The sequence below is a fragment of the Trinickia sp. genome, from assembly GCF_036503415.1.
Lineage (GTDB): Bacteria > Pseudomonadota > Gammaproteobacteria > Burkholderiales > Burkholderiaceae > Trinickia.
Genome location: NZ_DASXWY010000211.1, coordinates 42797 through 57037 on the forward strand (window position 1 = coordinate 42797; position 14241 = coordinate 57037).

Annotated in this window: 13 protein-coding genes and 2 tRNA genes; 10 read left to right on the forward strand and 5 right to left on the reverse strand. The window is 65.1% G+C overall.

Annotated features, from left to right (window positions below):
• Positions 1-3 precede the first annotated feature (3 nt).
• The 5 genes from rmuC to pncB form a co-directional block, all read right to left on the reverse strand.
• Positions 4-1494 carry a DNA recombination protein RmuC gene (gene rmuC / locus VGL01_RS24540; protein ID WP_331574026.1) on the reverse strand — a complete coding sequence of 497 codons (1491 nt, stop codon included), beginning with the start codon at positions 1492-1494 and terminating at the stop codon, positions 4-6.
• Positions 1491-2480, reverse strand: coding sequence for a D-glycerate dehydrogenase (locus tag VGL01_RS24545; protein ID WP_331574028.1), 990 nt, complete (start codon positions 2478-2480; stop codon positions 1491-1493). Before VGL01_RS24545 ends, rmuC begins: the two co-directional genes overlap by 4 nt.
• Positions 2481-2512: 32 nt before the next feature.
• Positions 2513-3949: a sodium:proton antiporter gene (locus VGL01_RS24550; RefSeq protein WP_414720343.1), complete on the reverse strand. Its 1437-nt coding sequence runs from the start codon at positions 3947-3949 to the stop codon at positions 2513-2515.
• A gap of 131 nt (positions 3950-4080) precedes the next feature.
• A complete protein-coding gene (locus VGL01_RS24555; protein ID WP_331574030.1) occupies positions 4081-4752 on the reverse strand; it encodes a lactate utilization protein C in 672 nt (223 codons plus the stop codon).
• A gap of 132 nt (positions 4753-4884) precedes the next feature.
• On the reverse strand, positions 4885-6081 hold the full coding sequence (pncB, locus tag VGL01_RS24560) for a nicotinate phosphoribosyltransferase (RefSeq protein ID WP_331574032.1): 1197 nt from the start codon (positions 6079-6081) through the stop codon (positions 4885-4887).
• Between the two features lie 403 nt (positions 6082-6484).
• On the opposite strand from pncB, the gene fdxA reads away from it, so the two are divergent.
• The 10 genes from fdxA to VGL01_RS24610 all read left to right on the forward strand — a co-directional run bounded on the left by fdxA (position 6485) and on the right by VGL01_RS24610 (position 14200).
• Positions 6485-6808, forward strand: coding sequence for a ferredoxin FdxA (gene fdxA, locus VGL01_RS24565; protein ID WP_331574034.1), 324 nt, complete (start codon positions 6485-6487; stop codon positions 6806-6808).
• 186 nt (positions 6809-6994) lie between these two features.
• Positions 6995-7070 (forward strand) — tRNA-Asn (locus tag VGL01_RS24570).
• A gap of 76 nt (positions 7071-7146) precedes the next feature.
• Positions 7147-7222, forward strand: a tRNA-Asn gene (locus VGL01_RS24575).
• 156 nt (positions 7223-7378) lie between these two features.
• The gene (locus tag VGL01_RS24580; protein WP_331574036.1) at positions 7379-8206 is read left to right on the forward strand and encodes an AraC family transcriptional regulator; all 828 of its coding nucleotides are present in this window, start codon (positions 7379-7381) and stop codon (positions 8204-8206) included.
• Between the two features lie 170 nt (positions 8207-8376).
• The gene (locus tag VGL01_RS24585) at positions 8377-9057 is read left to right on the forward strand and encodes an AzlC family ABC transporter permease (RefSeq protein WP_331574098.1); all 681 of its coding nucleotides are present in this window, start codon (positions 8377-8379) and stop codon (positions 9055-9057) included.
• The gene (locus tag VGL01_RS24590) at positions 9054-9377 is read left to right on the forward strand and encodes an AzlD domain-containing protein (RefSeq protein WP_331574038.1); all 324 of its coding nucleotides are present in this window, start codon (positions 9054-9056) and stop codon (positions 9375-9377) included. Before VGL01_RS24585 ends, VGL01_RS24590 begins: the two co-directional genes overlap by 4 nt.
• A 237-nt stretch (positions 9378-9614) precedes the next feature.
• Positions 9615-10382, forward strand: coding sequence for a DUF4088 domain-containing protein (locus tag VGL01_RS24595; RefSeq protein ID WP_331574040.1), 768 nt, complete (start codon positions 9615-9617; stop codon positions 10380-10382).
• A gap of 136 nt (positions 10383-10518) precedes the next feature.
• Positions 10519-10740 carry an RNA-binding S4 domain-containing protein gene (locus VGL01_RS24600; protein WP_331574042.1) on the forward strand — a complete coding sequence of 74 codons (222 nt, stop codon included), beginning with the start codon at positions 10519-10521 and terminating at the stop codon, positions 10738-10740.
• 209 nt (positions 10741-10949) lie between these two features.
• Complete coding sequence (locus VGL01_RS24605; protein ID WP_331574044.1) at positions 10950-12350, forward strand: MATE family efflux transporter; 1401 nt, start codon at positions 10950-10952, stop codon at positions 12348-12350.
• Between the two features lie 188 nt (positions 12351-12538).
• A complete protein-coding gene (locus VGL01_RS24610; RefSeq protein WP_414720344.1) occupies positions 12539-14200 on the forward strand; it encodes a phospholipase D-like domain-containing protein in 1662 nt (553 codons plus the stop codon).
• The last annotated feature ends 41 nt before the right edge of the window (positions 14201-14241 follow it).

The following is a 14241-nucleotide window of genomic DNA, read 5'->3' on the forward strand; positions in this document are numbered from 1 at the left end:
CCCTCACGCGTCCGATTCCGACCCGCCCAAGTCCGCCTCGCCGAGCAAGCCCTGCGCTTCGTCTCCGGGCAAGGCTTCGACCGTGCGCAGCTTGGTACTCATGACTCGCGTACGGCGCTCGGCCGCCTCGATCGAGCGTGTCACCGTCTCCAACTGCGATTTCGTCTTTGCGAGCACGTCGCCGAACTTGCCGAATTCGGTCTTCACTGCGCCGAGCACCTGCCAGACTTCGCTCGAACGTCTTTCGATCGCAAGCGTACGGAAACCCATCTGCAGGCTGTTGAGCAATGCACTCAGCGTCGTGGGACCCGCAACCGAGACCCGGTAATCCCGCTGCAACAAGTCGGTGAGCCCGGGGCGGCGCAACACCTCGGCGTATAGCCCTTCCGTGGGCAGAAAGAGTAGCGCGAAATCGGTCGTATGCGGCGGCGCCAGATATTTTTCGGCAATCGTGCGCGCCTCGTTGCGCACACGCGTCTCGAGTGCGCGCGATGCCTCCTCCACGGCCACAGGATCGGCGCGCTCCTGCGCGTCGATGAGCCGCTCGTAGTCTTCCCGCGGAAACTTCGCGTCGACGGGCAGCCAGACAGGTGCCGCGGCGCCCTCGCCGTTACCCCGCTCCGATCGTCCCGGCAGCTTGATCGCGAATTCGACCCGCTCGCCGCTTCCTGGCACCGTCGCAACGTTCTTGGCGTATTGGTCCGCCGTCAGCATCTGCTCGAGCAGCGCTTCGAGCTGGACCTCGCCCCAGGTGCCGCGTGTCTTGACGTTCGTCAGCACCTTCTTGAGATCGCCCACACCGGCCGCGAGCGTCTGCATCTCGCCCAACCCCCGGTGCACCTGCTCGAGCCGATCCGATACGAGCTTGAACGATTCGCCGAGGCGCTGCTCGAGCGTCGCATGCAGCTTTTCATCGACGGTACGGCGCATCTCCTCGAGCTTCGCCGCGTTATTCGCTTCGATGTCCTTCAGGCGCGCTTCGAGCGTTGCGCGTACTTCGGCAAAACGGCGGTCGTTGGCTTCCATGAGCTGCGCCAGTTGCTGCGCGAGCGTGTCGCCAAAACGTTTGAGCGTGGCGCTTTGCTCTTCGCGAGACTGGAGCGCCTGACGTTGCAAGCTCTCGCGCATCGATTCCAGTTGCTTCGCATTCGTATCGATGAGCAACGCGAGACGCTCCGAGAACCCGTTGATCTGCTGGTTCTGAACCGCGGCGACGCTCGTCAACTGCGTTGCAAGCGTCTGCTGGAACTGCGCGAAACCGCCGCCGAGTTCCACGCGGGACAGCCGCGCCGTTTCCGCGATTTCCGAGCGCAGCTCGCGTTCGAGCCGCTCGTATGCCTGCGCCTGGTGCTGCCCGGCGGCCTCGACGCGCTCCCCAAGTTCGGCGAGCGGGTCGAGGCCGCTGGCCCGCGTGAGACCACGCAGGGCCAGTGCCAGCGAAAAAGCGAGGATAAGAACCGCGATCGCGAGCGCGACGGTAAGCAGTGTCGTCATGAGCGCGCCTTCCCGAGCACTTGCGGATTGATCGGATTGGGCGGCTGCGTCGCATTCGGCCCGACGCCGAGCCCCGCTATCAGATTGTCCGCCGCGAGATTGGCCATCGCCCGGCGCGTCGTCTCGCTCGCGCTGGCAATGTGCGGCGTCAGCACCACGTTCGGCACCGCAAGCAGGCCGGGATGCACGCCCGGTTCGCCTTCGAAGACATCGAGGCCTGCGGCGGCGATGCGCCGTTCGCGCAACGCGACGGCGAGCGCCGCATCGTCGACGATCCCGCCGCGGGCGATATTCGTCAGGGTGGCCGTACGTTTCATCAGCGCAAGCTCGGCCGCGCCGATGGTATGGCGATTCTCGGGTGTGTACGGCAAGACCAGGACGACGTGATCGGCTTCACGCAGCAAATCCGCCTTCGGCCGGTACTGGGCGGCAAGCTCGGCTTCGACGTCGGGCGCGACGCGCGAGCGATTGTGATAGATGACGTGCATGTCGAAGCCGCGCGCGCGTCGAGCGAGCGCCTGACCGATGCGTCCCATGCCGATGATCCCGAGCGTCGAACCATGTATATCGACGCCGAGAAAGCCGTCATGGCGCCAGCCCTGCCATTGCCCGTCGCGCAGCCAGTGCTCGCTCTCCGTGATTCTGCGCGCCGCCGCCATCATCAGTGCCCAGCCGAAATCGGCCGTCGATTCGTTGAGTACATCGGGCGTGTTGGTGGCGAGCACGTTTGCCGCGTTGAATGCGGCGATATCGAAATTGTTGTAGCCCACCGCCATATTGGCCACCACGCGCAGGCGAGGCGCGGCGGCGAGGACGGCCGCATCGATCATGTCGCCGGCCGTCAGCGCGCCGTCCTTGTCGGCGAGCCGGCGCACGAGTTCGTCAGGCGCAAGCGCGGGGCCGTCGTTCCAATCGACCTCGAAATGCGCTTTGAGCCGCTCGACGACTTCCGGAAAGATCGGGCGCGCGACAAGAATTTTTTGCATCGGGTGTCTCCGTCACTGAGGCCGCGCGTTCGTCACGGCCCCCAAAAAAACATCCACGTCGTCAACAGGAAAACCGGTACGAGGACGATCCCCGACCAGGCAAGATACGCGAAGAAGCTGGGCATGCGTACGCCGCGCGCCTCGGCCATCGACTTCACCATGAAATTCGGTGCGTTGCCAATGTAGCTCATCGCGCCCATGAACACCGCGCCGGCTGAAATGGCCGCGAGTGTCGTCGCGCCTGACGTCGTCAGCACCTGCGCGTCGCCACCCGCAAGATTGAAGAACACGAGATAGGTCGGCGCATTGTCGAGAAACGACGACAAGAGCCCCGTGGCCCAGAAGTACATGGCGTCGATCGGCTGGCCGCGCGCATCGGTGACGAGATCGATGACAGCCGCAAACGGCCCGTGCGGCCCCGCGCGCAACATCATGATGACGGGCGCGATGGTGACGAAGATGCCGGCGAACAGCTTGGCGACTTCCTCGATCGGCGCCCAGTTGAAGGCGTTGCCGACCCGTGCCGAGCGCGGCGTGAGCGCAAGCGACGCCAGCGTCAGCGCAACGAGCAGGACATCGCGCGCCGCGTTTTGCAGCTCGAGATGGGCACCCAGTACTTCGAGCGCCAGGCCGGGCCGCCAAAGCCCGCTCGCCAGCACGGCGGCGATGACGAGCGCAAGCAGCGCGAAGTTCGCTTTGCCCTCGATGACGAGACCCCGCGTATCGGGCGAGGGATCGAGAAACGGCGAGCGCTCCTCACCTTCGCGCCGATAGAAGTAGCTGTCGAGCACATAAAAGAGCGCGAGCAGCAGGCCGCAGACGACGAGCATCGGCGCCACCAGATGCTGCGTCGTCCAAAAGAAACCGACGCCGTTCAAAAAGCCGAGAAAAAGCGGCGGGTCTCCGAGGGGCGTAAGGGAGCCGCCCGCATTGGCGACGAGAAAGATGAAGAACACGACGACATGGACGACGTGCTTTCGATTGTCGTTCGCACGCAAGACCGGCCGAATGAGGAGCATCGCCGCCCCCGTGGTGCCCATGATGCTGGCAAGCAAAGTTCCGAGCGCGAGCATGACGGTATTCGTCGTGGGCGAACCGTGCAGGTTGCCGCGCACGCAAATCCCGCCGGCGATCGTATAAAGCGCCGTCAGCAGCACGATGAACGGCAGATATTCCTCGAAGAGCGCATGCGCCAAGGTTGCCAGTGCCGCCCCGCCGCCATGCGCATAGCCGAAGGGCACGACGAACAGCGCGGCCCAGGCCGCCGCGATCTTGCCGAAATGGCGATGCCATAACGCCGGTGCCACGAGCGGAGCGATCGCGATCGACAGCAAGATGCCGGCAAACGGCAATGCCCAGACGGGTGAAAGCGCCGCGCCGTCGAGCGTTGCCGCATCAGCGGGCGCTGGCAATACAACGCTTGCGAGCGCCACCACCAGCATGATCGCAAAACGACCGTCGAACGGCATGCGCGGCATCGCCGCATGTCGTGGTTTCATTGACTTCCTCTTGTGATGCGGTGTGCGGTGCGCAGGACGCCCGTGGCCTGCCGACGCGTCAAAGCGTCGCGAGGCCTGCCGCATACCCGGTACCGGAGCGCTCAGGCACCCCGGACGACGATCGCGTGAACGCGATAGGGACCGTGCGCGCCCAGCACGATGGTTTGCTCGATATCGCCCGTGCGCGAAGGTCCCGAAATGAAATTGACCGCGCGCGGCAACTGCCCGCGCTCCGCACGCATGAGCGCGAATGCCTCCTCATGCCCGGCAACGATGCGCGAAGCGGACACGACGGCGATATGAGTCTCGGGCAGAAGGCCCGCCGAGACCTCCATGCCGGGCCCTGAAAGCAGCGCGAGCGAGCCCGTTTCAGCCGTCGCGCAAAAGCAGCCGGTGATACCGATCAGATCGGCGTCTTGCGGTTTGCGAAACTCGATCGACAGCCCCGCCTGCGCCCACGGCAGCGGCTCCAGATCCCGCCATGCAACGGCGCGCGCCGGCAAACCGCCCGCCGTCAGATAACGCGCGGCAGCCTCGGGGACCTCGGCGAGCGTCGCCACTTCGTCGACGGTGGTGCCCATGAGACGCGCTTCCGCGATGAACCGCGCGACAAGCCCGGCGGCATCCTCGGGCATCGGAGGACGCGGCCCGGCGGGATGCCGCGCGAGATAATCGGCCGCAGCCTCGAGCTCGTCCGCCTCCGGCTGCGCCGCACGACCGCTCGCGGCACGTATGCGCGAGAGGATGTTGCGGCGGGCAGCCGTTGTATCCATGACGATTCTCCTTGGCGACATCGAATGGCCGATTATACCGATGGACTTTTTCGAGATATACCGTCCCGACGGACGAACCGGACGAAGCGCCGCAAATGAGACGATTCTCGACGATGCCGGCGAACCGCCGCGCTACTCGCCACCGACGTCGATCGGTGTCGTGATGCCGAAGACCTGTCGCAAATAAGCGATGTAGGCTTTGTCGTCGCACATGTTCTTGCCCGGCGAATCGGAGAGCTTCGCGACGGGCTGGCCGTTGCAGCGGACCATCTTGATGACGATCTGCAGTGGACTGTAGCCGAGATCGTTGGTGAGATTGGTGCCGACGCCGAACGCGAGCCTGCAGCGTCCGCGAAACCGTTCATAGAGTTGCAGCACCTTGGGAATATCGAGCGCGTCCGAGAAGACGAGCACCTTGGTCCGCGGATCGCAGCGATTCTCCTCGTAGTGGCGCAGGAGCTGCTCGCCCCATTCGAAAGGATCGCCCGAATCGTGGCGCGCGCCGTCGAACAGCTTGCAGAAATACATGTCGAAGTCGCGCAGGAACGCCTGCATGCCGTAGACGTCCGACAGCGCGATGCCGAGATCGCCCCGGTACTCTTTTGCCCAGACCTCGAAACCGTAGGTCTGCGAGTCGCGCAGGCGCGGCCCGAGCGCCTGGCAGGCCTGCAAGTACTCGTGGGCCATCGTGCCGAGCGGCGTGAGACCGTGCTTTTTCGCGTAATAGACGTTGCTCGTGCCGGCAAACTGCTCGCCGATCCCGCTCATCAGCGTGAGCAGCACTTCTTCGTGCCAGCGCCGCGAGAAGCGCCGCCGCGTGCCGTAATCGGCGATCTTGCAATCGGCGAACTCGGGGCGCGCGCCGAGCAGCGCGATTTTCTCGCGCAGGCGCTCGCGACCGATCGCGTAATCGGGCTGACGCTGCGTATTGCGGAAGTAGACCTCGTTCACGATGGCCAGCACCGGAATCTCGAAGAGAATCGTGTGCAACCAGGGGCCGCTGATGCCGATGTCGATCTCGCCGTTGCGTTTGGGGGAAGGCGAAACCGAGATGTACTTCTCGTTCAGGTGAAAGAGCGCGAGAAAGTCGACGAAATCGCTTTTGATGAAGCGCATCCGGCGCAGATAGTCGAGCTCGTCCTCGCTGAACGAAACCCGGCAGAGCTGGCGGATCTCCTCGCGGATCTCTTCGACGTACGGCGTGAGATCGACGTTCGGCGTACGGCAGCGGAACCGGTATTCCACGTTCGCCGCGGGGAAATGATGCAGCACCACCTGCATCATCGTGAATTTGTAAAGATCGGTGTCGAGCAGCGAGGTAATGATCATGGAACGCACGTGCCAGAGAACCAGTCGATGGGAAACCGTATTCTTGCACTACTTTGCCCGCGAATAGCAATGCCTCGGACATCGTGCGCAACTCGAAACACTGACGCATCCGCCGCTGTCCGGCCCGCGGCGGACGCGACCGGGCGCCGATCGACGGCCGCCGTGGCGCCCGGCTCTTGCTTGCCCGGGTCATGCGCACGAAGCCGCAGCAGCTCGTCGAGCCAGAGCGCCCGCGCGAAGCTGTCGGACACGAAGCCGAAGCCGCGCGCGCCATAAACTAATCACGAATCAATCTAAAGCGGAGTCGGGGGGTTTGGCCGATCGGGCCTTTACCTTACGCTACAATATCTCGTTTGCTCGCCTGGCATCCGCTTCCCCCGATATTCCGTATGCAGGAGTTTGAATGACTCACGTTGTGACCGAAAGCTGCATCAAGTGCAAATACACCGACTGCGTGGACGTCTGTCCGGTCGACTGCTTTCGCGAAGGTCCCAACTTCCTCGCGATCGATCCCGATGAATGCATCGACTGCGCCGTGTGCGTGGCCGAATGCCCGGTGAATGCGATCTACGCCGAGGAAGACGTCCCCGGCGATCAGCAGCAGTTCATCGAACTGAATTCCGAGCTTGCCAAAGGCTGGCCGAGCATTACGAAGACCAAAGGCGCACTGCCCGAAGCCGATCAGTGGAAAGACGTCACGGAAAAGCTGAGCCAGCTCGAACGATAACGCGTCGGAACGCTCGCCCGATGCGCCGGTTCGTGCGCGCGCCGGCGTGTTCGTCTCCGGCGCCGCAGGCCCCGCTCCTCGCGCGGCTTGCACGGCTTTGCCCCAGATGGCAGTCCCTGCTTGGAGCACCCCGGGGTATTGACAGTACCCGCATCACCCCATAGAATCTCGCTTCTCTGCTGTTGTTCCCCGATAGCTCAGTCGGTAGAGCGCCGGACTGTTAATCCGTAGGTCCCTGGTTCGAGCCCAGGTCGGGGAGCCAAAGAATGCACGCGAAGAGCCCGTTCTCAAGACGGGCTCTTTTGCATCGAGCTCGTTCGATTCAGCACCCAGTCTTTTCCCCGATAGCTCAGTCGGTAGAGCGCCGGACTGTTAATCCGTAGGTCCCTGGTTCGAGCCCAGGTCGGGGAGCCAAACACGCGCAGACAAGCGAAAGGCCCGCCCATCCGGCGGGCCTTTCGCTTTGGCGGTCCCATGCGCCTTCGCCACCTGTGGTACCGTTTTGAGATGATGCTCGCCCCCTCCCAGCGAGCTTTTTAGCGGCTCGCGCGCGCTTTTTCATCGATGCCCATGACTTTGTCCCGCTTTCGCGACTCAGCCCGCTACTGGCGCACGCCGCTCGTGCCCGGAGCCGAGATGCTGACTGCCGAGTACCGCGAGCACACGTTCGCGCCGCACTGGCACGAGGCGTACACCGTGGCGGTCATCGAGGCGGGCGCCGAAGGCTACGACTATCGCGGGGCCCATCATGTCGCCGATGCCGGCACGGTACCCGTCATCAATCCGGGCGAGGTTCACACCGGCTCGCGCGCGGTCGAGGCTGGCTGGCGCTACCGTGTGCTGTATGTGCCGATCGACTATGTCGAACGCCTCGCCGAACAGGTTGCGAACAAGCGGCAGGCGATGCCGTGGTTTCCGCTCGAGCCGATACGCGATACCGATCTGGCCGTGCGCATTGCGCGCGCGCATCGTCTGCTGGAGAACGGTGCGGATCCGCTTGCCGCCGAGATCGCCCTTCTCGACGCGTTCACGACGCTCGTCACCCGCCATGCGCAAGCGCGGCCCGATGCCGCACTCGCCGGCATCGATCATCCGCGCGTCGCCGCGATGCAGGCGCGGCTTGCTGCCGATCTAACGGAATCGCTGAGCCTCACCGAACTCGCAAGCGAAGTCGGGCTTTCCGCGTTCCACGCGGCGCGCCTGTTCGCGCGCGCGACTGGCCTGCCACCGCACGCATGGCGCAACCAGCTCCGGCTGCAACGCGCGCTCGCCCCGTTGCGGGCCGGCGTGCCCGTCACCGAAGTCGCCGCCGCAAGCGGGTTCACGGACCAAAGCCACTTCACCCGGCACTTCCGGCGCATGTTCGGCGTGCCGCCGGGCCGCTGGCAGACGAGCTGAACGCTCCCTCGCCGCGGTCCGGGGCCGCCTGCGTAAGCGCCCGGGGCAAGAACCCAGAGCAAGAACATACAAGCTCCTTTTCCTGTGCACGGCTAAGCTCGGCGGAAAAGGAGGATTCGGCAGTGAACCCACGCACTTCCCTCAACGAATTTGCCGACGGCGCGCGCGACATGGTCCCGATGATGGTCGGGGCGGCGCCGTTCGGCGTCATCTTCGGCACGCTCGTGAGCTCCGGCCCGCTGCATCCGTGGCAGGGCCAGCTGATGTCGCTGACGGTATTCGCCGGCTCGGCCCAGTTCATCGCGCTCGGCCTGATCGCCGGTCACGCCGGGCTCGCCGTGGTATGGGCGACCACGTTCATCGTCAATCTGCGCCACCTGCTCTACAGCGCGACGCTCGCACCGTATGTCGCCAAGCTGCCGGCGCGCTGGCGATGGGCGCTTGCGGCAGTCCTGACCGACGAGGTCTTCGCCGTCGCCTACGCGCACTACCGTCACGCCCCGCCCGGGGCGATCGGCCCGCATTACTTCCTCGGCGCCGGGGTCGCCATGTACGTGAACTGGCAGATCTGGACCCTCGTCGGACTGCTGTTCGGGGCCGCGTTTCCGCGTCTTCAATCGATGGGCCTCGATTTCGCCATGGTCGCCACCTTCATTGCGATCGTCGTGCCGCAGCTCGTCGCCCTGCGCTTCATCGCGGCCGCACTGATGGCCGGCGTACTCGCCCTCGCCTGCGCCGCATGGCCCTACAAGCTCGGGTTGCTCGCGGCCGTGGCGGGGGGTGTCGCCGTCGGCGTCGTGCTTTCGCGTCCATGGGCCCGCCGGCCGGCGCATGCGGAGGCCACCCGATGAACGCGGTCGTCCTCATCCTCGGCATGGCCGTCATTACGTGCCTGATCCGGGCCACGCTCTTCGTACTCGGCGAGCGCGTTACGTTCCCGCCGCTCGTGCGCACCGCGCTCGGCTTCGTGCCCGTTACCGTCCTGACGGCCATCATCGTACCGATGGCCGTGGCGCCGCATGGCGGGCAGCCGGAGCTCACCTGGCGCAACCCGCAGCTCGTCGGCGCACTGGCCGCCTGCGTCGTATCGGCCACCACGCGCAGACCGCTCGTCACGATCGCGGCCGGGCTCATCGTGTTCTTCGCCTGGCAATGGCTCGTCGCGCACTGATCCGGTGCACGAAAACCGCCTCAAGTTCCGGCTCGCGCGGCCGATAAACAGACGAAACGCGTGCGCCGGACAGCAGCCGGACTGCACGCATCGTACTGGGGTACATCGACGCCGCGTGGAATTGGCGGATTGCGCACGCGCCCGCACCCGGCCGCGAGGCGAAGCGCACGGCATGCCGATGTCCCGCCCGCGCGTCGGCGCCGGCGCACACGCACGGACGAGCTATCAGGACATGCCATGGGTCAGATCACCCTTTCTCTTCGAGATGAGACCATCGCCTCGCTGCACAAGGACTTCGAAGCCTTCGTGCGCGTGTCGCTGAAGCTCGACCCGCAATTCGCGACGCCGTCGTTCGAGGATTTCCTGCGCGCGAAGCTGCTCGACAACATGGTGCCGCTCACCGAGCACGCCGTGCAGCGCATGCTTCAGGGCGGTCAATACGCATGGGCCAAGCGCACGCTCGACAAGGAATTCCCCGACGTCGTCGGCATCCTCGTGCGACAAGCCGAGGAGTTCGGCTTCGCATTCGCTTACCGCTCGCAATGGACGCCGGAGGAGCTGGCCAAAGCCTGCCGCGACTGGGCCGCGGCCATCGTCAAGGAAGCCGGCGGCGACGCGGCGCTCGTCGATCCGCTCTCGGCGCAAATCAAATCGTCGGCCAAGGACATCCTGGCGCTCGAAGAAAAAATGCAGACGCCCGCCTGGCGTCTTGCGGAATCGTTGCGCCAGCGCGTCTACGAGGCGAAGATCGCCTGTGAGACGAGCGTCGGCAGCACCGCGCGCGAGAAACTCGGAGAGCTACGCGGTCTGCTCAAGCTGGGGCTCGCGCACGGTTCGTTCCAAAAGCAGGAAGCTCAGCAGATCATGGAATTCCTGCGCCTGCTCAAGCCCGAAATCTTTGTCGAAGAGCCGTACGACATTTTTTCGCGCATGGCAGTCTGGCTGCGCAATTTCTTTATGCCACCCGCGCAGCAGCCGCGCGCCCAGGAGCGCCGCCAGCGCTAACGGAGCGGGCCCGCGCGCCCGGCATTGCACGAATGCGGTCCGGGTCGGCCGACGCGAATCGGACTTGTCCTATTCCCGCACCCCGCTACTTGGCTTATGATGCGTGCCCTGTCTTCCCTCGGTGCGCGCATTTGCCATGGCCAACCTCAATTTCACGCTCACCGGCGAATACGTCGAATTGCACAACCTGCTCAAGCTGACGGGGCTGGCCGATAGCGGCGGCTCGGCGAAGATGCTCGTCGCGTCGGGCGCCGTCAAGGTCGATGGCCGCCCCGAGCTGCGCAAGACGTGCAAGATTCGCGCAGGCCAGGTCGTCATGTTGGGCGATACACGGATCGCCGTGCTCGAAGCGCCGTGAACCGCTCGCGCCGCTTGTAAGCGGCGCGGGTACCGCCCCGCCGTTCGCCGCCATTCGCCGCCATTCGCCGCCATGCGTTGCACCTGCCGCGGACAGGGGCATCCATCGACACACACGCCGCAACGCAATAAGCTTTCCGTTCTTTCGACCCAATCCATCGCCCGTCTATCGCAGCCGCTTTGGCTGGCGCTTTGCGCCTTCGATCTCTCATGTCGCACTCAGGTCTTTCGCACGCCGCCGGCGCGCCACCCACATTCTCCCGCCACGCAGCCGAAACAGCCCGGCTGGCGGCGCCGCTCGCAATCTCCCAGCTCTCGCAAATGGCGATGGGCGTGACCGACACCATCCTGCTGGGCTCGCTCGGGGCAGACGCACTCGCGGCCGGCGGCCTCGGCGCCGGCGTCTTCTTTGTCGTCGTGACGCTGTTGCAAGGGGTGCTCACTTCGGTCAGCGTCACCGTTGCCAACGCGCGCGGCGCCCAAGCCGACGATCGCGTGCCGCATATTTATTGGACCGGCCTCGTACTGTCCGCGCTGCTCGCCGTGCCGGCGTTCGTTCTACTGTCGCTCAGCCAGCCGATCCTGCTGGCATTCGGCGAACCGGCCGCGCTCGCGCGCGACGTCGGTGCCTACACCGGCGTGCTGCGCTGGGCATCGCTCGGCAGTCTCATCGGCATCGGCATGATGCGCGCCTTCTTGCCGGCCATCGGCGCGGCCAAACGGCTGCTCTGGATATCGATTGCCAGTGTCGGTGTCAACGCGGTGCTCAACTACGGTCTCATTCATGGCGCCTACGGATTGCCGCGGCTCGGCCTGCTGGGCTCCGCGGCGGCTACGTCGATCACCGTCTGGGCCACCGCGCTGGCACTCGTCATCTTGCTGCACGGCCGCCGGCGCTACCGCCACTTCGTCAGCGCCGCGCGCCCCAACATGCCGCTCATGGGCGAGCTCTTCGGCATCGGCTGGCCGGTGGCGATCACCTACGGTGTCGAGTCGATGCTCTTTCTGGGCACCGGTCTCATGATCGGCCTGCTCGGCGAGACGCAGCTCGCCGCGCATCAGATCGCGCTCAACGTGGCCTCTGTTTCGTTCATGGTGCCCCTCGCGATCGGCCAGGCCGCCAATGTTCGCGTCGGCTACTGGCTCGGCGCCGGGCAACCTGTCGCCGCGCGGCACGCGGGCTTCGTCGCGCTCGGTCTCGGCATCGCGTTCATGTCGCTCTCCGGACTCGTCTTGATCGTCGCGCCGCGCGCCATCGTCGGGCTCTACCTGCGCCTCGACGATCCGGCCAACGCCCCGACGGCGGCCATCGCGGCGTCGCTGCTCGGCGTGGCGGCGGTCTTCCAGATCGTCGACGGCATGCAGACGATCGGTTCCGGGTGCTTGCGCGGCTTGAAAGACACGCGCATCCCCATGCTTGCCGCCGCGTTCGGCTATTGGGGCGTCGGCTTTCCAACCGGTTATGTGCTTGCATTCCATGCCGGCCTCGGCGCGCGCGGATTGTGGTGGGGACTCGCCGCCGGGCTCGCGAGCGTCGCGCTTCTCATGACACTGCGCTTTCACCGCATGACGCGCGCGGCGCCGCCCCGACAGCCAACGACGCAAGGCTGAATCCGCCAAACTCCAGGCTCCTACCCGCGTGGGCCTTCTTCTTGCATGGATTGCGGGCAGTGCGCATAGAATGAGTTTTCGTGCCAGAGCAGAAGGTTTTACTGCGGCGCAATAACCATTCTTGGCGACGGAGGGTCTGTAACGTGTTCGAATCGAGGCGAAAACGGTCCGCGCCGCATCCCGCGGGGTTGCCCGTTCAGCCACGCCTCGACATCGCTCGCTGCGCCGCGGCGCGAGAGGCGGCACGGCGTGCCCTCACCTTCACGCTTGGTTTCGCCCTCGCGCTGCTGGCTGCATGTTCGACGCTGCCGCCCGCCACTTCGCTCCATCGCACCGAAAGCCACGCGCTCGCCGACCCGCAAAACACACCGCTGGGCAAAGCGCTCGCCCCGCTCGATGCGGCGCATCCCGGCCAAACGGGCTTTCGTCTGCTGACCGATGGCACCGATGCGCTCCAAATGCGCGTCGCACTCGCACGCGCCGCAACGAAAACGCTCGATCTGCAGTACTACATCGCCTCCGAGGATACGACCGGGCGGCTCCTGCTCGCCGCCGCGCTCTACGCGGCAGACCGCGGCGTACGCGTGCGCATGCTCGTCGACGATCTCAATTTCCATGACAGCCAGCGCCTCATGGCAGCCCTCTCGACGCATCCGTCGATCGAGGTACGCGTGTTCAATCCGTTCGGCAGCACCCGCAGCAGCGTCTTCGCTCGTACCGAAGACGTCTTCACGCGCATCGACCGCTTCACGCGACGTATGCATAACAAGGCGATGATCGCCGATGGTTCCGTGGCCATCGTCGGCGGGCGCAATCTCGGCGACGAGTATTTCAGCGCGAGTCCGACGCTGCAGTTTCGCGATCTCGACGTACTCGCCGCCGGCCCCATCGTGCAGCAGGTTTCGCGCAGTTTCGACATTTTCTGGTCGAGTGCACTCGCCTACCCCGTCGGCGCGCTCGAGAAACACCGTTACGCACCCCAGGAGCTGCACGATGTTCGCGAGGCATTGCGCGCGCATTGGCGAGCGCAAGCGCAAGCGGTCGGCGCAAAACCGCTCAACGGCGAATCGCTGGACGTGCAGATCTCGAAGAAAGAACTCGGCCTCGTATGGGCTCCGGCACAGTTTGCCTTCGATTCGCCGCGTAAAGTCACCGATGACGATGGCAGCTACCGCAGTCCGCCCATGCACCGGCTCGCGGATCTGCTGAAAAATGCACAGCACGAAGTGCTGATTCTTTCCCCGTACTTCGTGCCGCACGATGCGGGCGTGAACATGCTCGGTTCGCTCACGCAGCGCGGCGTGCGGGTAGCGGTGGTGACCAATTCGATGGCCTCCACCGACGCGGTCGCGGTACAGGCGGGCTATAGTCCCTATCGCATTCCGTTGCTCGAGAACGGGGTCGAGCTCTACGAATTCCAACCGCTGCAGCAAAACGGCTCGCGCATTTTCCTGGGCTCGACTTCGCGCTCGAGCCTGCACGCGAAAGCCTATGTGATCGATCGGCGCATGCTCGTCATCGGCTCGCTGAACTTCGATCCGCGCTCCGCGCATCTGAACACCGAACTCGCGCTTTTCATCGACAGTCCGAAGCTGGCGCAAGCGACCGCTTCGCTGATCCTCCGGGCCATGTCGCCAGACGCGAGTTTCCGGGTGACGCTGGCCACGCCCGAAGAAAACGCGCATCTGCGCGCGCTCGGCGCTCCGGTGTCGGGCCTCGTCTGGACCGGGAACGAAACGTCGGGCAACACGACTTACCTGCGCAGTTGGTCGCTCGATCCCGAGGCCGGCCTCGTACGAAATGTCCTGACGGGGCTATTCTTGTTGCTGCCGATCGATTCGCAGCTCTGAGCAGCAGCCTGCCAGCCCGGATGCAACTCTTCCTTCAATTT

What these genes read in the sequence shown, in the direction of transcription:
- rmuC (WP_331574026.1), bottom strand. Translation starts at nt 1,494, where the DNA reads ATGACGACACTGCTTACCGTCGCGCTCGCGATCGCGGTTCTTATCCTC.
- VGL01_RS24545 (WP_331574028.1), bottom strand. Translation starts at nt 2,480, where the DNA reads ATGCAAAAAATTCTTGTCGCGCGCCCGATCTTTCCGGAAGTCGTCGAG.
- VGL01_RS24550 (WP_414720343.1), bottom strand. Translation starts at nt 3,949, where the DNA reads ATGCCGTTCGACGGTCGTTTTGCGATCATGCTGGTGGTGGCGCTCGCA.
- VGL01_RS24555 (WP_331574030.1), bottom strand. Translation starts at nt 4,752, where the DNA reads ATGGATACAACGGCTGCCCGCCGCAACATCCTCTCGCGCATACGTGCC.
- pncB (WP_331574032.1), bottom strand. Translation starts at nt 6,081, where the DNA reads ATGATCATTACCTCGCTGCTCGACACCGATCTTTACAAATTCACGATG.
- fdxA (WP_331574034.1), top strand. Translation starts at nt 6,485, where the DNA reads ATGACTCACGTTGTGACCGAAAGCTGCATCAAGTGCAAATACACCGAC.
- VGL01_RS24580 (WP_331574036.1), top strand. Translation starts at nt 7,379, where the DNA reads ATGACTTTGTCCCGCTTTCGCGACTCAGCCCGCTACTGGCGCACGCCG.
- VGL01_RS24585 (WP_331574098.1), top strand. Translation starts at nt 8,377, where the DNA reads ATGGTCCCGATGATGGTCGGGGCGGCGCCGTTCGGCGTCATCTTCGGC.
- VGL01_RS24590 (WP_331574038.1), top strand. Translation starts at nt 9,054, where the DNA reads ATGAACGCGGTCGTCCTCATCCTCGGCATGGCCGTCATTACGTGCCTG.
- VGL01_RS24595 (WP_331574040.1), top strand. Translation starts at nt 9,615, where the DNA reads ATGGGTCAGATCACCCTTTCTCTTCGAGATGAGACCATCGCCTCGCTG.
- VGL01_RS24600 (WP_331574042.1), top strand. Translation starts at nt 10,519, where the DNA reads ATGGCCAACCTCAATTTCACGCTCACCGGCGAATACGTCGAATTGCAC.
- VGL01_RS24605 (WP_331574044.1), top strand. Translation starts at nt 10,950, where the DNA reads ATGTCGCACTCAGGTCTTTCGCACGCCGCCGGCGCGCCACCCACATTC.